Genomic DNA, 22,629 nt, shown 5'->3' with positions numbered 1-22,629 from the left:
CGGCGGCTGTTCTTCAATGCGTGCCGTGGGAGGGGACCATGACCACACGCCTGACGTCCTTGATCGAAGCCGCGGCCGGCCTGGCCATCGATCCGTTGATCGCCAACGGCGCCTACAGCGCAGCCGTGACGATCCTCTGCGCCGTCGTCGCTGTGGCGCTGACCGTGATCCTGGCCTGCCTCATCATTCCTGTGCGCCCTTACGTCGCCGTCGATCCTGTGCCGGGTCGCAAGCTCAAGGGACCGGGCCCCTTTTTTCCGGCGCTGGCGACACCGCAGGGCCGTCTTCAGGCCGATGGCGTCGACACCATCGGCAAGCTTGACGTGTCGCGGCTGGTCGCCGACAGGTTCAACCGCGGCCACGCCAATAAATACCTGGTTGTTGACCTGAACGAGGCTGAGGCGCAAGGCCGGGCACTGATCTATGTGCAAAACGCGGTCTATGTGTATCCTAAGGAATTCTCGCCCGACCGCACCTATCGTGTCCAGATCAGCCACCCCAGGACCGGGATCTTCGCGCTCAACCTGCGCATCCGCCCGCGCATCACCGCCAGCCGCTTTGACGCGCCCGATGGCAACGGCCCTTATCTGAAAGTCGCCTTCAGCGCTGAAGCGGTTGCGAAGTACCATATCCTCAACGAGATCATCGATGAGGTCTGTGATATCCGTTTTGACGAAGCCCTATCGCCGGCCCAGACGGCCTGGTTGGCGCTGCGCGGCATCCACCCCGAAGCCGACATCAATATTGGCGCCCTGTTCGTCCTGATCGGCGTGCCGGTGACGCTGATCAGCACCTTCCTGTGCAAGTGGCTCGACCGGGTGAATCCGGACATGCTGATCACAGGAGGGATTTACCTGGCCTCGTCACTGACCGCCCTGCTGGTTGTGTACCTCATTCGCCGCCGGGCGGTGATCGGCAAGCGCTAATGCGCCATCTCGATGTCCTTGCGCGCTGACACCGAGGTGATGATAAAGCCCGCGACCGTTTCCATCAGCACCATGGCGGTCAGCAGGAAGAAGGTCGAAGTCGCAAACGCCCGCAGCAAAAGGAACTCGACCAGGCATGCGATAAACAGAAACATGTTGAGCACGTGCTTGGCCAGCACGTCATTGGCTGAGCGGCTGGATGCGATGACGCCGAAGAAAAGCGCGATGAGCGCGACCAGCAGGATGATGTCGCTGGTCTGGAACAGCCACTGTCCGCCTGAGGCGGGCATCGGGATCTGGCCGACCGGGCTGCGCAAAGAGGTGCTGACCGTGCTGGACGCCGTCGAAAACCCGCCCGTGCCCATGACCAGCAGATTGTAGATGATGACCGGAATGGCCAGCAGCGGAAATGATCTGAGGATGGACATTGCGCACTCCTGAGCGGTGTTCGGCGCAGTTTGGAAAACGCCCGCCAAGGATGCAATGTGGCTGTCCGGGATGTCTGTAAAGGGAGGGTTAGCCCTCGGTCTTGTTCACACACAGGTTTTGTACCGTCGTCAGCACAAACTCCGGGCGCGGGTCCGGGATGACGGGCGTGACCTTGTAATTGACCAGGGTCAGGCTGTTCACATGCCGCGCCCACAGCCCGTAGGCCGGGGCATCGCCGCCGATAGGCTCACCCGTCGCGTCCTTTCCCACTCCGCCAAAGTGTTTGTCGATCATGTGAGCGTCGGGGTAGGCGCCGCGGAGGTCAGGGATTTGATCCTCCGTCAGCCAGTGCGACGATGCGCGCTGGCCAAGGCTGACGTCACGCAAGGCGATGTCTTCGATCGGCTGTTCGGGCACGCTGAGGAAGTAGGAGCCGCGCGCGCCGTTGTCATTGCCCGTGATCCTGTCGAAGACGATACGGCGTAAGCGTCCGATGGCGGGTTTTGGCTGTTCCGGCCGGACACGCCCGCGGTTTTCCAGGCGCAGGAAGAAAGGGCTTTTGGCGCGGACGATATTGATGTCGTGGGCCAGCAGGTTTTCAACGCGGCCGCCATCGACCATCTCCCACGAAAAGCCGGAGTCGGCATCGACCGTCTTGATGCGGCGCATCTCTTCGGAAATGCCGCCGATTTCGCAGTGGCGGACCAGGACGTTGCGGAAGACGCTCTGGCTGTCGGTGCCGTACTTGATGGCGTTGCACGAGGTGTAGAAGACGTTGTTTTCGATCAGCACATTTTCGGTTGGCGTCTGGGCGGCGCCTTTGAAGCATAGTGCGTCGTCGCCGGAGCTGACATAACAATGGCGGACAATGACATTGCGGCAGCCATCGATATCGATGCCGTCATTGTTGAAATTGGCCTGGTTTTCGACGCGCAGGCGTTCGATCAGGAGATCGTCGCAGTTGAGGTAGTTCTGCATCCAGCACGGCGAATCCTTGAGACTCAGTTGCGAGATATGGACCTGCCGGCAGTCGATGATGCGGATGAGGAAGGGCCGACCGGGCGTGCCGTGGATGGTCTCGTCGCCCTTGAAATTGTGGCCGCGCCCGTCGATCTCGCCTTCGCCGCTGAGCGCGATATTGGTCAGCCCTTCGCCGAAGATCAGCGACTGGTTCATGCCCATATTGCTGTCCATGACGGTCGGGCGCTTAGCGACGCGTTCCGGCCAGTCCCTGAGGTCGAGGCTGGCGACCAGACGCGCGCCCTTGGCGATCTCAATGCGGATATGGTCGCGCAGATCGAGGGTGCCAGAGACATAGTCGCCCTTGGCCAGGCGGACCGTGCCGCCGCCTTGGGCCGCCGCGGCGTCGATCGCTGCCTGAATGGCTTTGGTTGCTAAGCCCTTGCCGGTATAACCGTGCGCTTCGGGCGTCACAACGCGGTCGGGGCCGCTCCATGGCTTCAGGCGCTTGGTCAAGTCAACGGCCATCTGGTCGAGATCGCGGCGCAGGTCATCGGCCCATTTCGGCCAGCCGGCAGGGCAGGTCTGCGCCTGTGCGACGTTGGCCATTCCCAACGATGCCGTTAAGCCGATACCGAATACGCGACGTGAGACTTGTCCGGACATGTGATCTCCCTCGCGCCGTTATGATTGACGTTTTGACAGGCGCAGGTCACGGTAGCGGTATCAATTATGCGCGACCAGAGTGGATTGTCACTGAGCATTTTTTACAAAATCCATAGCGGATTTTGGATGAGACACGCGTCTAACTTTCTTAGTGGTCGCATGCTTGGTTCGAAGAACCGGTATCCACTTTTTCGAAGCATGCTCCGCAATTGGCCCGACGCTCCCCCGCCGGCCCCTTCGATCTGAGCCTTCGCAGGAGCGCCGTCCCATGTCCGCGCCTTTATCCCGACGCGCAGTTCTATGCCTTGCGCACCGGCATGGGCACCGGCTGGTCGCCGCCGGGCATGGCCGGCCAGTCCGGGCTTTGCAGGCCCGTGACCAGGCTGTCGATCTTGACCGGCTGACCGGTCTCGAAGCAGCGATTGGCGGCCACGCCGATCAGGATAGATGCTGCGCCGCCGCGTTCGTCCGCCGCCCGCTTGAGCGGATCGGCCGGCGCCGCCGGATTGAACAGGTCGTTGAGCATCACCGCGTCGCCGCCGCCATGGCTGCCCGCGCCGCTGCGCAAAGGAATGTCCTGGGCGGTGCCACGCAGCGGAATAACGCGCAAGATCCCACGTTCGGTCTCGCTCTGGGCGTTGCCGGACCCCGCCGTCGTCGCCTGTTCATTGAGCGAGTGTTCCAGCCGGCCCTTGGTGCCGTTGAAGGCAATGTTATAGCCTTCCCAGGCGTTGAAGGCGTTGAGGCTGTAGCTCAGGGTCGCGCCCTTGGCGTAGCTGACGACGACATTCATCGTGTCTTCGATATTGATCTCTGGGCGCCACACGCACTGGTCGCGGAAATAGCCGTCGTACTTTTCATTTTCGAGATAGAGCGCCTTCAGGCCGGCATCCTTGGTCAAGTCGAGTTCAAACGTACACGCTGCCTTTTCCGGGCAGGTATGGCAGCGCTCGTGCGGACCGGAAAGGCCCAGGCGCCTGGCCATCTGCGGCGTATAGAAGTCGCGTTTGCCGACGGCCGAGACGGCGACCGGCATGTCGGACAGCCACCAGTTGACCAGGTCGAAATGGTGGGTCGATTTGTGGACCATCAGTCCGCCCGAAATCGCCTTGTTGGAATGCCAGCGGCGGAAATAGTCGGCGCCGTGGACGGTGTTGAGCAGCCACTGGAAATCGACCGACAGGATGTCGCCGATGACACCGCTCATCAGCAGTTCCTTGATCTGGGTGCGGAACGGCGAATAGCGGTAGTTGAAGGTGACGCGGATATGGCGGCCGCTCTTCTTAACGGCATCGAGAATGGCCTGGGCCTTGGCGGCGTCGGTGGTCATTGGCTTTTCGGTGATGACGTCCAGGCCCGCATTGAGCGCTTTCAGGATATAGTCAACGTGATAGGCGTCGGGCGTGGTGACGATGACGGCGTCGGGCTTGGTTTCCCGGACCATTTTGTCGAAGTCGGCGGCGGGATAGGCTTTCGGGACAGGCGCGCCGGCCCTGGTGGCGCGGCCGGCGACATAGTTCATGCGGCCCGGATTGGTGTCGCACATGGCGACGATGCGGTTATGATCCTTGTGCTCGCCCCAGATGGCGTCCTGGAACATGCGCGATCGGCTGCCGCAGCCGATGATCGCATAGGCCTTGCGCGTGTCGGCGGCACGGGCTTTCGGCGTGGCGGCTATGGCGATGCCGGCGGTGGCACCCGCCAGAATGCTGCGGCGGCCGAGATTTGGTCCGGTCGGTTCGGTCATGTCTCTTCCCTGTATTATATGTTTTATCGGAGGTTCGAATGAATACCACACCGCGCGTAGGGTCAATATCGCCTCTGGCGATAATTGCGGCTGCAATGCTTTGCGTGGCACCGATGGGCGCGATGGCTATGGCGGGCGAGCGAACGTACCAGAATCCGGTATTATATGCCGACTATTCGGACCCCGATGTCATTCGCGTCGGCAAGAGCTATTACATGGTCGCTTCGACCTTTCACTGGTCGCCGGGCATACCGGTGCTGAAGTCGGACGATCTGGTCCATTGGAAAATCATCGGCCATGTCCTGCCGAAATTGCCGTTCGCGCCGGAATACGACATGCCGGGGCCCTATGAGCTGGATGACACCAAGTCGAAGCCTGTCACGGGCACCAAGTACGCTTCGGGTGTCTGGGCGCCGTCGATCCGCCACCACGACGGCAGGTTCTGGGTCTATTGGGCGACGCCGGACGAAGGCGTCTATATGTCGACGGCCACCGATCCTGCCGGCCCATGGGCGGCACCGGTGCATGTGATTGCTGAAGCAAAGCTGGAAGACCCTTGCCCCTTTTGGGATGAGGACGGTCAGGCGTGGCTGGTCCACGGCAAGGTCGGGGCGGGGCCGCTTGTGCTCCATAAGATGAGTTGGGACGGCACCAGGGTACTTGACGAAGGTAAGGTGATCGCCGAGGACAAGGTGCGGCTGCCCATCCTGGAAGGGCCCAAGTTTTATAAGCGCAACGGCTGGTACTACATCTTCGCGCCGATCGGCGGTGTCGGCACGGGACCGCAGGCTGTGGGCCGCGCGCGCAGCGTCGAAGGGCCTTACGAGTGGAAGGATGTGCTGGTTCCCGGTAATGGGCTGAAAGGGCCGCATCAAGGCGGCTATGTTGAAACACCGTCCGGCGAGGGCTGGTTCCTGCATTTCAACTCGACCGAAGCCTTTGGCCGCATCGTCCATATGCAGCCGGTCAAATGGGTCGATGACTGGCCGATCATGGGCGATAACACCCAGCCTGTGTTGACGCATAAGGCGCCCGATACCGGCGCGTGGAAACCCAAGGACCAGTTGCAGGACAGCGATGAATTCAGCGGCAAGATGCTGGGCCTGCAATGGGCGTGGAATCACAATCCGGACAATAGCCGTTGGTCGCTGAGCGCGCGGCCGGGATGGATGCGGCTGAAGGCGGGCGCGGCCGAGCACCTGACGACATCGCGCAATACGCTGACGCAGATCCTGCAGGGGCCGCGGATGCAGGCCCATACGCGGCTAGATGTTTCCGGGCTGGTGGACGGGCAACGCGCGGGTCTGACACTGTTTGGCGTCAGGCCGGTGTGGATCGGTGTGGTGAAGGACGGCGGCGTGACGCGCGTGACCTTTGCTTCGGCGGGCGTCGAGATGCCGGGGCCGGAGGTGATGGGTAAGACGCTCGATCTCCAGGCCGAGGTGACGTCGGATCAGATGGTTCGGTTCAGCTATAGCGCTGATGGCAAGACGTTTGCGGCGCTGGGCGAACCCGTCCTGTTGTCGAAGTTTTCGTGGTGGAAGGGCTCGCGGCCGGGCCTGTTCACCTATGTCAAGGCAGCGCCTGGGACGCAGGTGTCAGGCCATGTCGATGCCGACTTCTTCCGCGTAAAGGTGACACGATGAACCGCCGGGAATTTTTGGCCGCCAGCGCGGCAATGGCCATTGCGCCGGTCGCCGTGGCGCTGACCGGCAATGCGCCGTCCTACACGACCCAGGACGTCAAATGGCAGGCGGCCTATGACAAGGCCTTGGCGGTCCTGCACAAGAACGTCCAGGTCATGCCGCGTTACGCGAAGCCGGTGCTGATTGAAGGCGCCGACTATGCCGGTATCTGGATGGAGTGCGGCCCGCACGAAGCCCTGGTCTACCGCAAGTTCCGGCCCGATGTGGCGCGCAATTCGCACGAGGTCTTTTTTGAGCTGCAACGCATGGACGGGCAACTGCCGTGCAATAACAAGGTGACCGAGACGGGCTTTGGCCAGATCCAGATGGTCGTGCCGATCGCGGCTACGGCGTGGGAACTGGCGCGGGCGACCGGCGACGAAGCCTTGCTGGCGCACGCCTATAGCGCCTGTTCGGCCTGGGATGCGTGGCTGCTGAAATACCGCAATACGCGCGGTACCGGCCTGACCGAAGGCTTTTGCACCTACGACACCGGCCACGACAACAGCCCGCGTTGGAACGGCATTCCGCCGCAGTGCCCGAACAAGGACGCCAAGGCCTTTGTGCCGGGTCTGGGCGTGCCGCGCCTGTCGCCGGACCTGTCGGCCACGACCTATGGCGCGCGGTTGGCGCTGGCGGAGATGGCGAAAGCCCTGGGCAAAAGCGGGGAGGCCGATCGCTGGGCGGAAAGCGCCGATAAGATGCGGCAACTGATCCTGTCGAAGCTCTATGCCGCAGAAGATGCGGCCTTCTACGATCTGGACGCCAATGACAGGTTTGTCCGCATTCGCGGCGATATCCTGACGCGGGTGTGCAGCGAGCATGTGCCGGATCAGGCGCTATTCGATGAGCTGTGGACGCGGCAGATCCATAACCCCAAGGCCTTCTGGACCGCGTATCCCTTGCCGTCGATCGCGGCGGATGATCCGGCCTTTGTGCGGCCGATTCCGAAGAATTCATGGGGCGGGCCATCGCAGGCCCTGACGGCGCTGCGCGCGCCGCGCTGGATGGACCACTACGGCCGCTCGGCCGAGTTCAGCCATATGATGACGCGGTGGTGCGAAGCCATCATCAACGACATGACCTTCCGCCAGCAGATCGATCCGGTCGACGGCACCTTCACCAAACAGGGCGACGAGCCCGACTACTCGCCGGCGGCCCTGGTCATGATGGACTATAGCTGGCGGCTGGCAGGCGTGACGGAGGAGGCCGACGCGCTCCACTGGAACGTCCGGCCGGGCCACAGGGCGTCGATGGGCGCGCGCTTCCGCCTGCCGCTCGATGGCGGCGGTACGGCCGAAATGACCTATGACGCCAGGGGCGCGAGTCTGAGCCTGCGCGGCAAACAGATCGCACAGGTCAAGGGCACGGCGCGGCTGATCACCGCCAAGGACGGTCGGCCTTTGGCGCTGCTCGGTATTGCTGAAAGCCCGCAGACGGTGACGCTCGCGCTCGATGGCCGGCCACGGCGAAAGGTGACGTTGAAAGCCAACGAGCGGCTCGCGCCTTAAGCATTTGCATACCAATATCGTTAACACTCGCCCCCGCGCGTCATGCGCCAAGAACATATTCTTAAAGACCGCAGGGGAGTGCCATGCTGAAGCTTTCACACATATCCGTCGCGCGAAAACTTCAGCTGATTCTCGCCATGGCGCTGATTGCCTTTGTTGCCGTTTCGGCCGTGTCGCTGATGGATTATCGCGGCGTCATGCTGCGCGACCGTATGGACAAAACGAGGAATGTCGTCGAAGTCGCCGGCAGCGTTATCCGCGCCCAGCATGAACGTTTCAAGCGCGGCGAGATCGGCGAGGACGAGGCCAAGGCCGCTGCCGTCGCCCAGGTGAAGGCGCTGCGATACGAGGGCGAGAACTATTTCTGGATCATCGACGACAAGGCCAACATGATCATGCATCCGTTCAAGCCTGAGCTTGACGGCACGGATGCCTCCGAGATCAAGGACCCCAAGGGCGTCAAACTCTTCTCCGAAATGACCCAGGCCGTGGCCAGCGGCCGCGACGGCTTTGTGCGCTATTGGTGGCCCAAGCCCGGAATGGACAAGACCAAGCCGACGGCGAAAATCTCCTACGTGTCTCGTATCCCGGAATGGGGCTGGATCGTCGGTTCCGGCATCTATATCGACGACGTCAATACCGCCTTCCTGGCGCAACTGACGAAGTTCGGCGCCATAGGGTTCTTTACGCTTCTGGCGCTGGGCGGCGTCAGCTGGGTCATTGCGCGCGACATCCGCCTGCCGCTGGGCCAACTGACGCGCGGCCTGTCGGCCCTGGCCGATGGCAGGGAACTGCCGTCGCTGGGCGATGAACGCCGCGACGAAATCGGCGACATGACGCGCTCTCTGCTAAACCTCAATGACCGGTTGACCGCCGCTCGCCGCCTCGAGGAGTCGCAGAGCGCGGACGCCCTGGCAAAGGTCGAGCAGAAGGGCCGCCTGGAGGCTGAGATCAATGCCTTCCGCGATACGGTCGGCGACATCATGGGTCGTCTGGGCGGCGCGACCGAAGACCTGAAGCTTGCCTCGGATGACATGAACCACATCGTCGCTTCGGTGCATGACAAGGCACAGACCGTGTCCGCCGCCACCGGCGAGACCTCGGGCAGCGTCCAGACGGTCGCCGCCGCCGCCGAGGAAATGTCGGCTTCGATCCGCGAGATCGCCAGCCAGACGGGCTCGTGCTCGATTGCCATTCGTGACGTCGTCGCCCAGATGGAACGCGCCTCGACGACTTCGCACAAGCTGGAGGAGGCGACCAAGCGCATCGTCGAAATCGTCGACCTGATCCAGAGCATCACCGGCCAGATCAATCTGCTGGCGCTGAACGCCACGATCGAATCGGCGCGTGCGGGCGATGCCGGCAAGGGCTTCGCGGTCGTCGCCAATGAGGTCAAGCAACTGGCGACCGCGACCGGCCGCGCCACCAGCGAGATCACCATCAATATCGACAATATCCGCGAAGTGTCGGCGGATGTCATCCAGGTGCTGAACACCATCTCCAAGGGCGTCGATACGGTCGATGCCATCGCCGTCAGCATCTCTTCGGCCGTCGAAGAACAGAGCGTCGTCACTGCCGAGATCGCGGCCAATATGAACGCCGCTTATCGCAATACCGACCGTGTCAGCAACGATATCGGGGACATGAACCGGGCCTCGGACGACGCCACGGTTTCCGCGCAGAAGACGGCGTCGTCGGCGCACATCCTGTCCGACCAGACCGAAAACCTGAAGCGTGAAATCCTGACCTTCCTGGACCGGGTGTCCGCCTGAGGCCTGGTGACGATCATTATTTTGCCGGCTTTTATCCTTAGGCAACCGACTGCGTTTAGGATGCAGTTGAAGCCGTACGGGGAATGTTATGCGTAAGCTATGTGTGGCCGCCATAATGGCCGGAGTGTTCGCAAGTGGCGCGGCTTTGGCGGCCGACGGCGTGCATGGGCTGTGGAAGACCAAGGACGGAGTCACGGCCGAGATCACGCCGTGCGACCAGGGATCGTGCATTACGTTGAAGACCGGACGCTTCGCCGGGCGTAAGATCGGCTATCTGAAGCCCGCCAATAACCGGCTGGAAGGCCGCATTACCGATCCTTCGGACAACAAGACCTATGACGGCCACGCGAAGGTCGCCGGCGACACGCTGAGGCTTACGGGGTGCGTCATGAAAATACTTTGCCAGACGCAGGTCTGGACACGTCTGCCGCCGCGCGGTTAGGTACGGATCGGTGTTGGGTGGCGCTTTTGCTTGATGGGAGTGGCGGGTATGAAGGAAGACGGGCGCCTCAGAATTCTGCTTATCGAGGACAATCCCGGCGACGCCGTGCTGTTTCGCCGGGCCCTGGGCAAGCAGAACGACCGTATCGAAATCGTCCACGTCGAAACGGGCGAGGCAGCGGTCGCAACGCTCGAAAATCCTGACGCGGGACCTTACGACCTGATCTTTCTGGACCTGAACCTGCCAACCATCAGCGGCATGGACGTCCTGAAAAACCTCAAGGCCGAGATTACCCTGCGCGCGATGCCCGTCGTCATTCTCTCAAGTTCGCAGGACAGGCGCGACATCAATGCCGCTTATCAGAACTTCGCCAGCGTCTATCTGGTGAAGCCCAACGATATCGCGGGCTATGACAAGCTGGCCCGCTTCATCGATGAGTGCTGGTTTGGTATGGCGGCGATGCCGGACCTCCAGGACGATGCCTTGAGATTTTAGAGCGATATGGCGAAAAGTGTAAGCGGTTTTCGCCTTAAATATCGCGACAGAACAAAACGGCAAAGACAGGCGGCCTATGGGACCGCCTGCCGTGCTTATACCCTACAATGTGACAGGTTTGCGAAAAGTGCCGGGCGCCATGCGAACCTGGGAATGTGTGGCGTCCCCGCACCGTTCAGGCGCCTATTTCTTCTTCGCGGCTGTGACCACGCGCGCCGGCTTGTTCAGCCCGTCGAGCGTTGCGGTGATGTATGACTTGAAGCCGGCCAGGTCGCGAACGCCGCTATTGTCCTGTGCCCAGGTGGCGGCATAGGCGTACTTGATTTTCGACGCGTCCTTGAACGTCACATACAGCGTCTGGCCGTCGTCATTGAAGCGCGAGGCGACGGCGTCTTCCGGATAGAAGAGCACCATGCCGAGATCGTCGCCGGCCAGGCTCTGCTTGCCCCATGACGCGACATAGCCCCACTTGCCCGACGGGGCGTCGGACTTCAGCACCGTGACGTCCTTGTGGTGGACGATGCCGGCGGCCATGGGTCCGGAATTGCCGGTGGCCCTGGCGTCGACATAGGTCAGGGCCGAACCCGAGCGGATTTCGTAGTTGGCGGTCAGCGTCGCCTTGCCGTCATTGAAGCCCTTGGTTTCGACGATGGCGCCGGCCGTCACCGGCCCGTGTACATTGGCTTCGGCGGTGATCTTGCCCTTGCCGAGTTGTGTCGCCTTGCCGTTACGGACCTCGCCGATACTGCCCATGCCGAGGCTCTGGTTGACCTGGAGCACGTCCTGGCCCCAGTCGGCCATCTTATGATAGTCGTCCGCCCCCTGACCGATCGTCTGCAGGATTGGGCGCGGCAGCTTCTTACCGTATATGTCGCCGGCATAGCGCTCGTCGAGATAGAGGCGATAGGCGGCCTTGTCGGACTCCCAGCCAATGCCCTCATAGGCGATCAAGCCGTCATGAATAAAGTGGTCGGCCGGGACTTCGTACTTGTGGCGCAGGTAGTAGACGCCGCCCTTCAGCACAGTGTTGTCGAGCTTGCCGCCTTCCTGGACGTTGAGAATGGCCTGGGTCTGGCGCGGCAACGGCGCCTGGACGGGCAGGAAGGACACGCTTGCGGTCTGGCGGGCCTTCAGCGGCAGGGCGAATTCGATCGCCTTGGTGGCCGGATCGAACTGGGCCGCGTAGGTCTTGCCGCCGCTGATGACCGACCAGCCGCCGGTGCTCTTGCCGGAGTGGCCGAGCGTGGCCACCGGCACGCTGACAAAGGCGGCGGGCTGGTCGAAGGCGGATGGGTTCTCGACGCTGACCGTGGTCTTGAGCGCCGCGATGGGCGTCAGCTTCATGTCTGCGATGGCCGTGGCCGCCAACAGAAACGCGCCGACGCCGTAAAAATGCGTCTGGCTGTATTCGACGGCGTCCGGGCGGTCGCTGACCGGCTGGACATAACCCAGCTTGCCGTCGGGATGCACAGAGCGCACCAGCGCCGTCCAGCCCCTGCGCAGGGTCGGCTCATAGGTGGCGCGATCGAGAATGCCTTCATTGATGCCCCAGGCGAAGCCATAGGTATAGAAGCCGGTGCCGCTCGATTCCGGCAGGGCCGTTGCCGGATCGCTGAGCAGGGACGGCGACCAATAGCCGTCCTCCTTCTGGATGCTGGCCAGTTTCGCCGCCATCTCCTTGAAGACCTGGATAAAGCGCGGCCGGTCGGGGTCATTCTTTGGCAGTTGCGGAATGATCAGCGCCAGGCCGGCGAACACCCAGCCGTCGCCGCGTGACCAGAAGACCTTCTTGCCGTTGATATCGCGGCGGTCGAAAAAGCGGCTGTCGCGGTAATAGAGGTGCTCGTCCTTATCGTAGAGATAGTCGTGCGCCGCCCAGTATTCTTTCTTGGCAAATGAGAGATATTTCGGATCACCGGTCAGGCGCGACAGCTCCATCCACGCCGGCGGCGACATGAAGAGGGCGTCGCACCAGCACCAGCGCTTGTCGCAGGCCACGCCCTTGGGGCCATAGTCGCTGTGCGCCAGATCGACGCCTGACGGCGCGGCCAGGATGTCGTCGAAGCGTTTGCGGACATTGGCGATCGATTCAGGCCCGGCGCCGTTTTGCGAAGCCCACAGGTAGGACTGGCCGATGACATGGTCGTCGGCGTGGTAGACGCGGTCGCCCAGGGCCCAGCCATTGGCTTCACCGCGCGCCAGGATCGCCTGCTTGAACTGTGGCGATGCGCTGTGATCAGCCAGCTTGGTCAGGCCGACGAACAGCGCGCCCTGTTCCCAGCTTTTAGGGCCGGGATAGCCGCGCGCCGCATTGGGCGTCAACCCTGCCGCCAGGGTCGCCAGCTGCCAGTCGCCGACCTTTTCGGCCAGGGCGATGACCTCGGCGGAACTCCACGGCACGGGCGCGGCGGACGGTACGGACTGCACGGGCGTGGGTGCGGCGGCAATGGCGGCGGGCGCGGCGGCGGCCAGGCTGAGGCCAGCGAGGAGCAGGGCTTTGAAGGTCATGGTTTCCTCTCGTTTTTTGTATTGATATCGCGGATCGCCAAGCTGTCCATAGCCATGTGCGCCGGTTATCCGTAATTATTATCGGAACGGCGTATCATATATTGATGATGTGTCAATCGTAGGTAAGGGTCCAGCTGACCGTTAGCGGCGCGGACAACGGCTTTGCCGTGATCGTGCATTTCAGCGTCGAGGCAAACGCGCCCTCGGGTGTCTGATAGGCGCGATCATTGACGGTCTTCAGTTCGCAGGCTGGAAAGCCGGTCACGGAAAAGGATCGCGCCGCGCCCGGGCCATAGGTGACGACCCATGCCTTGCCCTTGCGCTTGAGCGTGCCGGTCGAGAAGCTGGCGAATTCCATATCTATGCTCTGGACGTCGAGGGTTTGCGCAGGCGTCAGAATATCGGTGCGAGTGATGGCTTTCGCTTCGAACCTGTAGGCGGTCTTGACCTTAAGCCGGGCGTCGGGTTGCGGCTTGGACTGTCCCAGGCGGTCGCTCTCGGTCTGATGCCAGGCGACGGTCTTGCCAATGACCTTGACGTTGCGGAAATAAGCCAGTGGCGCCAGTTTCGTCCCATCCCTCAGCGTCACGTGCGGCGCCAGTTGCGGGAGACCGGAATCGGCGACGGCCGCCACCAGTCCGGGCGAAAACGGAACCGGGAAGTAGGGCGAGTTCATATGCTGGCCCTGGCCACCATTAATCAGCGCCAGACCGAACATGCGGTCACCGTCGCGGCGTGTGATGAGGGCGCGGTCGTAGTCGCCGCGCGCAAACCAGGTTGTGGTCAGTTCGGGCTGCGCCCGCCGCCACGCCTTCAGGTCGGTCGTCGGCGGGCGGTCCTTGTAACCCAGCTCATTCCACAGGGCATTGGTGTAGAAATACTGCTGGGCCAGGCTGAGGTTCTCGCCCAGAATCCGGTGCTTGCCGCGATAAGCGTCCGTGCGCCGGCCCTTGTCCCACAGATTGACCGACCCGGTATCGGCATCGACCCAGAAGCGCATATATTTGTCGGCCGAGACGGAAGAATAGGTGTAGGCCGCGTCCATCTCTTCCGGCGTCAGCACGCCCATCTTGGCGGCTATGGCCAGGACCTCGACGAGCGACGTATCGCCATAGGCGCCGATGCTGCGGCCATATTCAAAGCCGTCGCCCTGGGCGTTCAACCGCGCCAGAACCAGTTTCGCGGAGCCGCGCAGCCAGTCGCGGACCTGCTGCGGCGGTGTCATGCCAAGCTTGATATGGTGGTGGGCGATCTCGGCGATTAGCAGCACGCTGTAACGGTCAAAGCGGCCGTCGCCTTCGGTCTCATCGGCAAAGCCCGATTCCGAAAAGGTGCGATAGTGACCGAGCACCTTGGTGACCAGCGCGTCCTTGCCCGTGGCGTCTTCCCAGCCGAGTTGCTGGCGCAGGCCGGCGATCGAAAAGGCGACGCCGTAATAGTTGTTGGGCAGGTCGATCAGCGACAGGTCCGGCCGCACAAAGCTGCGCCAGTCGAGCTTGGTCTTCAATTTTTCCAGAGTTTCGGAATCAACGCATTGCTCCAGCAGGCCGGCGTCCTTCAGCTGCTTGAGCGCCGAGATGTAGTAGTAGATGCCCCAGGTCTCGACCTTGTCGTGGATCGTCAGGCGCGATAGTTCGCGGAAGCCTTGCATGTACTGGCCAAAGCGCGGATCGTTGCGCGGAGTGGTCACAATAAGCCACGCCATGCCGTTGGCGATCTTGCCGGACAGGAACTTGTCGCCCCCAGAATCCTTGGAAGCATCGAAGACGCGTTGGCCGTCGATGACCAGGTCGCGTTTTTCCGAAATCAGCTTGACCAGCAGGGCTTCGGTCTGCGGCACCATACGGGTGGTGACGGTGTCGTTGAAAGCCGGCGTCGCAGCAAATGCGGGCGCGGCGAGCACAAACGGCGCGGCTGCGGCGGCAGCCTGCCAGGTTTTCAGAAACATCTTAGCGGGCCTTGCTGGGGAGGGGCGGCGTGAACAGGTTGGTGCGGGCGGCGGCGTGCCTGTCGCGATAGAGCATCGCTTTTTCGCTTAAACGCGGATCGTTATAGCCACGGGCAGCCCGCAGAAGCGCGTCATAGAGATCCTGAGTGTTCATATCGATCTCCTGCCACGTCCAGTCCTTTTCGCGACCGGCGTAGGATGCGGCGAACGCCGTGGCGGACTTCAGCCCGCGGCCGTCGGCGTCCTGCCACGACCACAGGTCAACGCCGACGCATTCGCCAAGGGTGGCGAGATCATAGGCGGCGTGCAGCGTCCACATGGCGTAGTGAAACGACCGCGTCCGCGCCAGTTCGCGCGGGAGCGTGCCATCGGGCATGAACTGGACCTTGATGCGCTTTTCCGTAAAAGCGGAAATAACGCTTTTGGCGATGTCGGGCTTGCCGGCGAACAGGGCGAATTGGGCGACCTGAAGGTCGTACCAGATGGCGTGGTTGTTGATCGTCTCCCCCTCGGCAATGCCGTTCTTCGAGGTTTGCAGCCAGGTGACATAGTCGCCGAACCATTGGCGCAACCCGGTCAATTCGGAGGATGATAGCGCCCCTGATGGCTCGATCAGGCCGATGGCTTCGATGACGGTCAGGAACTGGGCGCTGTCGATAATGCCGTAGGGCCGGCCGGGGGTTGCGCCCGGCACGCCTTGCGCGAACTCCAGATGCGGGTTCATGCGCGTTTCGGGCGCCAGAAACCAGGTGCGTAAGGTCAGCGCTGCGCGCTCGGCATAGCGCTTGTCGCCGGTATAGTAATAGGCAAGCCCAAGGCTCTCGACGGCTGAGCCCATGGCGCCCAGCCGGCTGCGGTCAAAGGCTTCGGTAGCACGTTCCGGGTTCACCTCGCCGTCGCGGTTGACATAGGGCATGCCATCGGGCTTGGACGGATCGGGCCAGAAATAGGGCGCTATGCTCATATAGTCATGTTTGTCGCCGCTGGGGGGCGTGCGAGTCTTGTCGGTGACGCTCCACGGGCCGCGCGTAAGCGAGCGGTCGGCATCAAGGATGAGCTTGGTATAGGCCGGATTGGCCTGGATGTGCGCGCGGCTTTGTACCAACGCGTCGGCCCTCCAGGTAAAGGTGCGGCGGCCGTTGAACGTGGCGCTGTAGCCCTTGGCGGCATCGCATTTGGGGGCCGAAAGGGCGGGAGAGCTTCCCAAGGCCAGTGCCAGGGTTAGATACAGGGCATTACGCATGGTTGATCACCTGCTGAGGATTCTGATTTTAGCAGGAAGCGTTCACTCACCCTATACCTCCCCAGCAAGCTGGGGAGGTATGAAACAAACAACGCTCCCGGCTGAAATCAGAAGAAAAAGGACGGAGCGGCTATGAAGAACCGCTCCGCCAGTACGGGGAGGTTTAAGCCCCGCTGCGCTTAGAAGCTGGCGCGCAGCGTGACCTGGTAGGTGCGGCCGTCATAGTCGATACGGCGCGGTAGCATGGGGTCGACTTCGTATTCCGACCGCGTGGCGTCGGTCAGATTGAAGGCGTCGACCGACACGGAAACCCTGTCGGTGAGGTTGTAGGAGGCCGAAGCGTCGAGCTGGCTGCGCGCCTTGACGGTGCGGGCGTCGCCGACGAAGCTGTTGCCGGCGGCCAGGTCGTAGTCGCCGCGGTGGTTGAACACCAGGCGAACGCCAAACTTCTTGGTTTCGTAGTAACCGATCAGGTTGAAGTTCTCCTTCGACACGCTGGGCAAGGTGATAGGGTTGCCGGCATTGTCGACACCGTCGATCGTGGTGTGCGAGTAGTTAAAGGCGCCGCCGAAATCCTTCCAGAAACCCGGAAGGAAATCGAGGTTCTGCTGGACGGTGAACTCAAGCCCGCGCACGGTCATCGGGTTCTGGTTGGTGCGGCCGCTGACATTGACGATGGCGTTCTTGGTCGCCCCGCCGGCGCCTACAAAGGTGTTGGAGCTCTTGCACTGGGGCGAGCCGGCGCTGTTGTCGATGGTAAGCGTCCCCAGGCCAAAGTCGATGCCGTTGATCAGGCCGTCCGACGGACACAGGATGTTCTGGTCGGTGATCGGCCCGATGTAGCCCTCGATCGACTTTTGATAGAGCGCCATCGCGACCATGCCGCCCGGGCGGTTGTACCATTCAATCGACAGGTCGAGCGAGTCCGAGGTGTAAGGCTTGAGGTCGGTGGCGCCGATGGTGACCGTATAGACCGGATCGACCGGCGGGGTCAGCACTTCCGGCGCCTGGACGAAGGTGATCGGCACGATGTCGCGCGGTTGCGGGCGGACATAGGTCGAATAGGCGGCGAAGCGAACGACGATGTCGTCGGTCATGTCGGCGGCGACGATCAGCGACGGCAGGACATAATCATACTCCTGCTTGTAATTACGCGTCGTCATCGAGTGGTTGACCGGCGCAGGCAGGGCGGCAAGCGCGCTCGTGCAGTTCTTGCAGTCCAGGGCGACGATGTCGTTCTTCGTGCCTTCATAGCGCAGGCCGAAGGTGCCGCGCAGCGGAACCGAGCCGATCGTCGTCGCGAACTTGGTCATGACATAGGCCGAGGTGATGTCGGCGGCGCTGGTGAAGTTGTTGTTCCAGTAGTTGCCGTCCCAGTAGTTGTTGACCAGGCCATAGGGAGTCAGGAAAACGCCGGTCGCCGGATCGATCTTGAACTGGTCGGGCAGGCCGTTGGGGTTGGCGGTCGTACGCGGATCGGTATTGACCGGCGTGATGGCGGCCAGCGTCCGTTCGATGTCGATATCCATCCAGTTCTTCGAATAGCCTGGCGCCTGGCCACCGAAGAAGTCGTCGGCATAGGACAATTGATGCGCCATGTCCGGCGTGATGTTCTGGGTGTTGGTGCCCAGTGCGGTGTTGCGCGAACCGGTCGATTGGAACTCACGGTGTTCGAAGCGCAGGCCGAACTGCACGCTGGTCAGGAAACTATCTTCCTTGAAGAAGCGTTCGGCGTCGAGCTGCAGGGCGTTGAGTTCGTTGGTCGCCATGCCGTTGGTGCCGGTGACGCCGAAACGGTGGCCGGCAACGGTCGCCGCCTGGCCCGGCATGCGCGCGCCGGCCTGGGTCGGGGCCGTTGCTGACGCTGGAATACCATAGCCGCCGGTCGGGATATGGGTGGCCAGTGGCGTGTTCAGCACCGCCGTATAGTTCGACAGGTCGTCGCCGCCCAGATCGACCGAGGTGGTGATGCCGTTCAGGCCGCTTTGGTTGCGGAACGGGTTCTGGACGATATCGAGCTCGATCTGATTCGACAGGGCTTCGGCTTTGGACAGGGTCAGGTTGCCCGACACGCGCCAGGCTTCGTTGCGGAACTCGACGCTGGGGTTGATGGCCCAGGTTTTATTGTTGGCCGGCTCGGAGCGGATCGAATCGAAAGTGTTGATGTTCTCGGCGCTGAAGCTGTTGACATAGGCGCGCGGCCCGTTCGACGTCTCGACGATATAGGGCGTGCCGATCGATGTAATCTTGGCGACGGCGGAAGTGGCGGTCAGCGCTGTGTTGGTGCCCTGGCCCGGTCCGGCGTCGATATAGCGCAGGTGGTTGGTCGCTTCTTCCAGGTTACGCTCGGTATAGAAGGCGTTCATGCCGACCTTCCAGTTGTCGGCCGGCTTCCATTCGAAGCCGCCGGCGCCGGACAGGAGCGTGCCGGAGTTGAACTTGACTAGCTGGCGCGTCTGCGACGGGTAATAGACCCCGCCCGGATACTGCGCCATCAGGGCGGCGAACTGCGGGTTGGCCGTGGTGTTGGTCGCCGACCAGGCGGCTTGGTTGCCGTACTGGATGGCGCCGATGCGGTTGGCCCACGAATTGACGGTGATGGTGTCGCGGCGGAATTTCTCGTCCTTGAAGGCGACGACGCCAAAGACGGCAAAGTCGCTCGAGAACTTCTTGTTATAGCCGATGGTGGCCAGCGGGCTGCCGAGATCGCCGAGCGAATTGTATTCATAGGACAGCTTGACGAAGCCGCCGGTCTTGCGCGCCAGGGCCGGGGCGATCCGCAGGTCGATATTGCCCGACAGGCCGCCCGCCAGGTCGGCCGAGGTCGGCGACTTGATGACGGTGATCGAGGTGAAGATGTCCGACGCAAAGGCACCCAGCGGCGTCGAGCCGTTCAGGATCGGGTCGGCGAAGGCGCCGCCATTCAGCGTCGTGCGCGCAAAGGTGCCGGGCAGGCCTCGCAGTGAGATGGTGGCGTTGCGGCTGTCGGCTTCGCGATTGATCTGGATGCCGGGGATGCGCTGGACGGCTTCGCCGACGTTCAGGTCGGGAAAGCGGCCGAGGCCGTCCGACGAAATGCTGTCCGAGATCTGGATGGTATCGCGCTTGGTCTTGACGGCGTCAGCGTAGGATTTGCGGAAGCCCGTGACGACGACCACGTCGTCTGCGGGTGGCGCGGCGTCCTGCGCAAAGGCCGGGGCTGCGCAGGCCAGGGCCAGAAGGCTGACCGATGCCAGGCCGTGATAGCGCTTCGGGCATCGCTTGATAGCGAAATGTCTCATATTGGTGTCTCCCTGCTTTCATTTTCGGACGCCTGCTACCGGTGTCATGACAAGTTTGACAAATTGGTCAGGCATCTTATGGGGCAGCCATATCGCAGATCAGCCACATGGTCCAGATATGGCAACGAAAAATCCCATATTTTGACCTTCTGGTCAGACATCTGTACCCAAATAGTCACAAATTCGAACCGATCGTTTCGATATTTGGAACGATCTTGAAATTGTATGATTTTGCCTGTGGAAACGCTTCCATTCGAGAAATGTCAGGCCGCACAATATGCCGCAAGGGAAGCCTGTTTGAGCGAAGCGCGTTGATAATGTTAAGGTGCTTGTTGGCGTCCGGCGCGAACCTGAAAAATGGAAGCGCTTTTGTGGACAGCAATCGGCCTTTCAACCAAGACTTTATTGGTAAGGCCATTATTCGAAGAAATGCCGGTTGTTTGGCCATGATTTGGGCCCCAACAGGTGCCGTTTCGCGGGCACATGAAATACCAATATGAGACCTATAGTCTACGAGACGGGATGTGATTTTGCGCCATGTACTTTGAATGCGGCAGCCATGCGCGGTCGGCTGGCAACCGGTGCCAGGGCATGTATCGTGGCTTTTTCGGCGGATATCAGACCGTGCGTAACCGCACTTCGCTCAGGATGTTATGGACGACGGCGTCCGGATTGTCGCTGCCGGGCACGGAGATCACCGGCTCGTCGTCGTCGGGCGGTTCGAAGGTCAGAAGCTGGCTGTCGAGCAGGCCGGGCGGCATGTAGTGATTTTCGCGGGCAGCCATGCGGTGAGCGATCATAGCCGGGTTCACCAGCGGGTGGACGAACAGCAGGGGGGCGCGCGACATGCGGACCAGATAGTCGCGATAGGTGCGCCTCAGCGCCGAGCACGACACGACGCAGCCCGATTGCGCCCCATCATTGATGACGCCGGCGATCCGTTCCAGCCACGGCCAGCGGTCGTCGTCGGTCAGCGGAATGCCCGCGCGCATCTTGGCGACATTTTCCGCCGAATGCAGGTCGTCGCCTTCATGAAAGCGGCACCCCATGGCCGCGGCCAGTCGCAAGCCGATGGTGGTCTTGCCGGTGCCGCTGACACCCATCACGACCAGGGCCAGCCGCGCGCCGGATTCCGTGGGTGCGGGGATGCCGTAAGATATTTCGGGGCTGGGCATGGCGCTTCCGTGACGCGAAAATGGAGCTCAGAAAAAAAAGACGTTCCCGACACCCAGGGATGAGTTCACTGTCGGGAACGCTAAGGTTTTGGCAGGCCGTCAGTTGGGGAGACAACTGACGCCAGTCGGCCTTGCGGAGCGGGTGCAACTTCTCTGTCCGCCGGGGTCTGGAAGGGTAAGCGTGTCTCTTGCAATACGGGCGATCCGGCATGTCGCGGAAGGTCAGATTGGCGTCGCTCGGGTCGTTTCTTTCGCCGCGGCGCCAGCGGCTGCGTCCATCTGTGCCGTGATCGAGTTCCCTGCAAAGTCCCTTAATTCGTCTTTGATGTACCTTTCAGCTGAATGACAGCGCTAACATTGCAGGTTCTGACTGTTTACGGGTTGTTAGAGTCGATGTGATCGACAAATGAGCACCAAGTTCCTTTAATTACTTATTCATTGCCTGCCACAGCGATCGCAGATGGTGCCTGCGATAAATCGAGTGATGACAGCGCTAACATAAGGAAACATGATAATCAAGCCAGAATGAAGTTCCGGTTCAAGCCGATTTATCAGGTCGCATGGCCGGTTGGCGGCTCAGGCGCTCTCACGCAACTTGAGTTCAAAGCCTAAATCCAGGTGTTGCTTAGGAAGCGCGCGGCCTTCGAGCAGGGCCATCAGCATGTTGGCCGACTGGGCGCCGACCTCGTAGCGGGGCGTGGCGACCGATGTCAGCGCTGGCACGGTGCAGGCGGACGATGGCACGTCGTTGAAGCCGCCAATGGCCAGTTGCGCCGGCACGGAGATGCCGCGGCGCTGGCATTCGAACAGCCCGCCTTGAGCCAGGTCGTCGTTACAGAAAAAGACGGCGTCGGTGTCGGGTGCCTGACGCAGCAGGCGGTTGAGCAATATGCCGCCCAGTTCAGTGGAGGAGGGGTCGGGCACCAGCAGTTCACGATGCGGCTGATAGAGGCCGGCCTTGACCAGGGTGTCGCGATAGCCGCGGCTACGCGCCAGGGTGCGCGAATCCATCTGCGAGCCGATAAAGGCGATCCGCGTCCGCCCCGAGGCGATCAGGTGCTCGGTCATGGCTTCGGCGGCCGCTTCCTGCGAAAAGCCCACGCTGTACAGATCGTCCTGGTCGGAAAGCTCCATCATGTGGACGACCGGTATCTTGAGCTGTTCGATCAGTCGCCGCGTCGATTCGCGATAGTTGAGACCGGTCAGCAGGATGCCGTCGGGGTCGAAGGCCAGATAGGCGCGGACCAGGGCATCCTCTTCTTCGGAGGAATAGTTGGTGACGCCCAGCAGCATGTGATAGCCCTTGGGACGCAGGACTTTTTCGATGCCGTCCAGGGTTTCGACGAACACCATGTTGCGTAAAGAGGGCACCAGGACGACGATGTTCATCGATCGCGCCGAGGCAAGCGCGCTGGCGGCACGGTTTGAGACATAGCCCATGTCGTAGGCGATGCGCTGGATGCGTTCGCGCACATCGGGCGCGACCTTGCCGGGATAGCGGAACGACCGCGACACCGTAATGGTCGAGACGCCGGCCTTCTGGGCGACGTCCTCAAGCGTAACACGCCCGGTACTGGAGGCTCTGGCCTTGGGGCTTGTCGCGCTCTTGATCAAAAGTCACTCCGTAGTCGGTCATTCCAAGGATAGCGCTAACAGAGTCTGTGCTCTGTGCAGTTGCTGAAACCGGCCTGGCCGAATCAGCATGATGCGAAGCGCGAATACGCGATATAATCTGATCTAGAAGGCTAAATAGTGGGTTATGTCAATTCATCGTCTGTTAAATGGGCACCTGCCGCTGTATTGCTGAGCGCTCGCATTTAGATATCGTATACTCAGGCTAA

General features: G+C 61.7%; 15 protein-coding genes. 6 read left to right on the top strand and 9 right to left on the bottom strand.

Annotated elements, in window-relative coordinates; all coding sequences use genetic code 11:
- Positions 1 to 38: 38 nt before the first annotated feature.
- Entirely contained in the window at positions 39 to 926 is an 888-nt protein-coding gene (locus J2X24_RS02470; RefSeq protein WP_209716052.1) for a hypothetical protein, read from the top strand.
- On the opposite strand, the gene J2X24_RS02465 is transcribed toward J2X24_RS02470, so the two are convergent.
- The 3 genes from J2X24_RS02465 to J2X24_RS02455 all read right to left on the bottom strand — a co-directional run bounded on the left by J2X24_RS02465 (position 923) and on the right by J2X24_RS02455 (position 4,728).
- Complete coding sequence (locus J2X24_RS02465; RefSeq protein WP_245344372.1) at positions 923 to 1,354, bottom strand: hypothetical protein; 432 nt, start codon at positions 1,352 to 1,354, stop codon at positions 923 to 925. The two genes, J2X24_RS02470 and J2X24_RS02465, sit on opposite strands and share 4 nt — an antisense overlap.
- An 88-nt stretch (positions 1,355 to 1,442) precedes the next feature.
- Positions 1,443 to 2,981, bottom strand: coding sequence for a glycoside hydrolase family 28 protein (locus tag J2X24_RS02460; protein WP_209716049.1), 1,539 nt, complete (start codon positions 2,979 to 2,981; stop codon positions 1,443 to 1,445).
- Positions 2,982 to 3,279: 298 nt separating this feature from the next.
- Positions 3,280 to 4,728 (bottom strand): Gfo/Idh/MocA family protein, encoded by a 1,449-nt coding sequence (locus tag J2X24_RS02455; RefSeq protein WP_209716047.1) that lies wholly within the window; start codon positions 4,726 to 4,728, stop codon positions 3,280 to 3,282.
- 113 nt (positions 4,729 to 4,841) lie between these two features.
- Between J2X24_RS02455 and J2X24_RS02450 the strand changes: the two genes are divergently transcribed.
- The 5 genes from J2X24_RS02450 to J2X24_RS02430 all read left to right on the top strand — a co-directional run bounded on the left by J2X24_RS02450 (position 4,842) and on the right by J2X24_RS02430 (position 10,633).
- On the top strand, positions 4,842 to 6,374 hold the full coding sequence (locus tag J2X24_RS02450) for a glycoside hydrolase family 43 protein (RefSeq protein ID WP_245344371.1): 1,533 nt from the start codon (positions 4,842 to 4,844) through the stop codon (positions 6,372 to 6,374).
- Positions 6,371 to 7,924: an MGH1-like glycoside hydrolase domain-containing protein gene (locus tag J2X24_RS02445; RefSeq protein WP_209716040.1), complete on the top strand. Its 1,554-nt coding sequence runs from the start codon at positions 6,371 to 6,373 to the stop codon at positions 7,922 to 7,924. Before J2X24_RS02450 ends, J2X24_RS02445 begins: the two co-directional genes overlap by 4 nt.
- An 83-nt stretch (positions 7,925 to 8,007) precedes the next feature.
- On the top strand, positions 8,008 to 9,696 hold the full coding sequence (locus tag J2X24_RS02440) for a methyl-accepting chemotaxis protein (protein WP_209716037.1): 1,689 nt from the start codon (positions 8,008 to 8,010) through the stop codon (positions 9,694 to 9,696).
- Positions 9,697 to 9,784: 88 nt separating this feature from the next.
- Positions 9,785 to 10,138 (top strand): DUF2147 domain-containing protein, encoded by a 354-nt coding sequence (locus J2X24_RS02435; protein ID WP_209716034.1) that lies wholly within the window; start codon positions 9,785 to 9,787, stop codon positions 10,136 to 10,138.
- A gap of 48 nt (positions 10,139 to 10,186) precedes the next feature.
- Positions 10,187 to 10,633, top strand: a complete 447-nt coding sequence (locus tag J2X24_RS02430; protein WP_209716031.1) for a response regulator — start codon at positions 10,187 to 10,189, stop codon at positions 10,631 to 10,633.
- A 183-nt stretch (positions 10,634 to 10,816) separates the two neighbouring features.
- Here the strand turns inward: J2X24_RS02430 and J2X24_RS02425 are convergent, their stop codons facing one another.
- The 6 genes from J2X24_RS02425 to gntR all read right to left on the bottom strand — a co-directional run bounded on the left by J2X24_RS02425 (position 10,817) and on the right by gntR (position 22,402).
- Positions 10,817 to 13,141, bottom strand: coding sequence for a glycoside hydrolase family 88 protein (locus J2X24_RS02425; RefSeq protein WP_209716028.1), 2,325 nt, complete (start codon positions 13,139 to 13,141; stop codon positions 10,817 to 10,819).
- A 112-nt stretch (positions 13,142 to 13,253) separates the two neighbouring features.
- On the bottom strand, positions 13,254 to 15,089 hold the full coding sequence (locus tag J2X24_RS02420; protein ID WP_209716025.1) for a hypothetical protein: 1,836 nt from the start codon (positions 15,087 to 15,089) through the stop codon (positions 13,254 to 13,256).
- 1 nt (position 15,090) lies between these two features.
- Positions 15,091 to 16,332 carry an alginate lyase family protein gene (locus tag J2X24_RS02415; protein WP_209716022.1) on the bottom strand — a complete coding sequence of 414 codons (1,242 nt, stop codon included), beginning with the start codon at positions 16,330 to 16,332 and terminating at the stop codon, positions 15,091 to 15,093.
- Positions 16,333 to 16,511: 179 nt separating this feature from the next.
- Entirely contained in the window at positions 16,512 to 19,613 is a 3,102-nt protein-coding gene (locus tag J2X24_RS02410; RefSeq protein WP_209716019.1) for a TonB-dependent receptor, read from the bottom strand.
- A gap of 617 nt (positions 19,614 to 20,230) precedes the next feature.
- Positions 20,231 to 20,788, bottom strand: a complete 558-nt coding sequence (locus tag J2X24_RS02405; RefSeq protein WP_209716016.1) for a gluconokinase — start codon at positions 20,786 to 20,788, stop codon at positions 20,231 to 20,233.
- A gap of 576 nt (positions 20,789 to 21,364) precedes the next feature.
- A complete protein-coding gene (gene gntR / locus J2X24_RS02400; RefSeq protein WP_245344370.1) occupies positions 21,365 to 22,402 on the bottom strand; it encodes an HTH-type transcriptional regulator GntR in 1,038 nt (345 codons plus the stop codon).
- Between the last annotated feature and the right edge of the window lie 227 nt (positions 22,403 to 22,629).

Source organism: Asticcacaulis solisilvae, from assembly GCF_017875235.1.
Lineage (GTDB): Bacteria > Pseudomonadota > Alphaproteobacteria > Caulobacterales > Caulobacteraceae > Asticcacaulis > Asticcacaulis solisilvae_A.
Note: the sequence above shows the minus strand (reverse complement) of the source record. Positions and strands in the feature narration are given on the sequence as shown.

Excerpts from the sequence above, each read along its gene's own strand:
- J2X24_RS02420 (WP_209716025.1), bottom strand. The coding sequence starts at position 15,089 with ATGTTTCTGAAAACCTGGCAGGCTGCCGCCGCAGCCGCGCCGTTTGTG.
- J2X24_RS02415 (WP_209716022.1), bottom strand. The coding sequence starts at position 16,332 with ATGCGTAATGCCCTGTATCTAACCCTGGCACTGGCCTTGGGAAGCTCT.
- J2X24_RS02460 (WP_209716049.1), bottom strand. The coding sequence starts at position 2,981 with ATGTCCGGACAAGTCTCACGTCGCGTATTCGGTATCGGCTTAACGGCA.
- J2X24_RS02465 (WP_245344372.1), bottom strand. The coding sequence starts at position 1,354 with ATGTCCATCCTCAGATCATTTCCGCTGCTGGCCATTCCGGTCATCATC.
- J2X24_RS02430 (WP_209716031.1), top strand. The coding sequence starts at position 10,187 with ATGAAGGAAGACGGGCGCCTCAGAATTCTGCTTATCGAGGACAATCCC.
- J2X24_RS02455 (WP_209716047.1), bottom strand. The coding sequence starts at position 4,728 with ATGACCGAACCGACCGGACCAAATCTCGGCCGCCGCAGCATTCTGGCG.
- J2X24_RS02445 (WP_209716040.1), top strand. The coding sequence starts at position 6,371 with ATGAACCGCCGGGAATTTTTGGCCGCCAGCGCGGCAATGGCCATTGCG.
- J2X24_RS02470 (WP_209716052.1), top strand. The coding sequence starts at position 39 with ATGACCACACGCCTGACGTCCTTGATCGAAGCCGCGGCCGGCCTGGCC.
- J2X24_RS02440 (WP_209716037.1), top strand. The coding sequence starts at position 8,008 with ATGCTGAAGCTTTCACACATATCCGTCGCGCGAAAACTTCAGCTGATT.
- J2X24_RS02425 (WP_209716028.1), bottom strand. The coding sequence starts at position 13,141 with ATGACCTTCAAAGCCCTGCTCCTCGCTGGCCTCAGCCTGGCCGCCGCC.
- J2X24_RS02435 (WP_209716034.1), top strand. The coding sequence starts at position 9,785 with ATGCGTAAGCTATGTGTGGCCGCCATAATGGCCGGAGTGTTCGCAAGT.
- J2X24_RS02405 (WP_209716016.1), bottom strand. The coding sequence starts at position 20,788 with ATGCCCAGCCCCGAAATATCTTACGGCATCCCCGCACCCACGGAATCC.
- J2X24_RS02450 (WP_245344371.1), top strand. The coding sequence starts at position 4,842 with ATGGGCGCGATGGCTATGGCGGGCGAGCGAACGTACCAGAATCCGGTA.
- J2X24_RS02410 (WP_209716019.1), bottom strand. The coding sequence starts at position 19,613 with ATGAGACATTTCGCTATCAAGCGATGCCCGAAGCGCTATCACGGCCTG.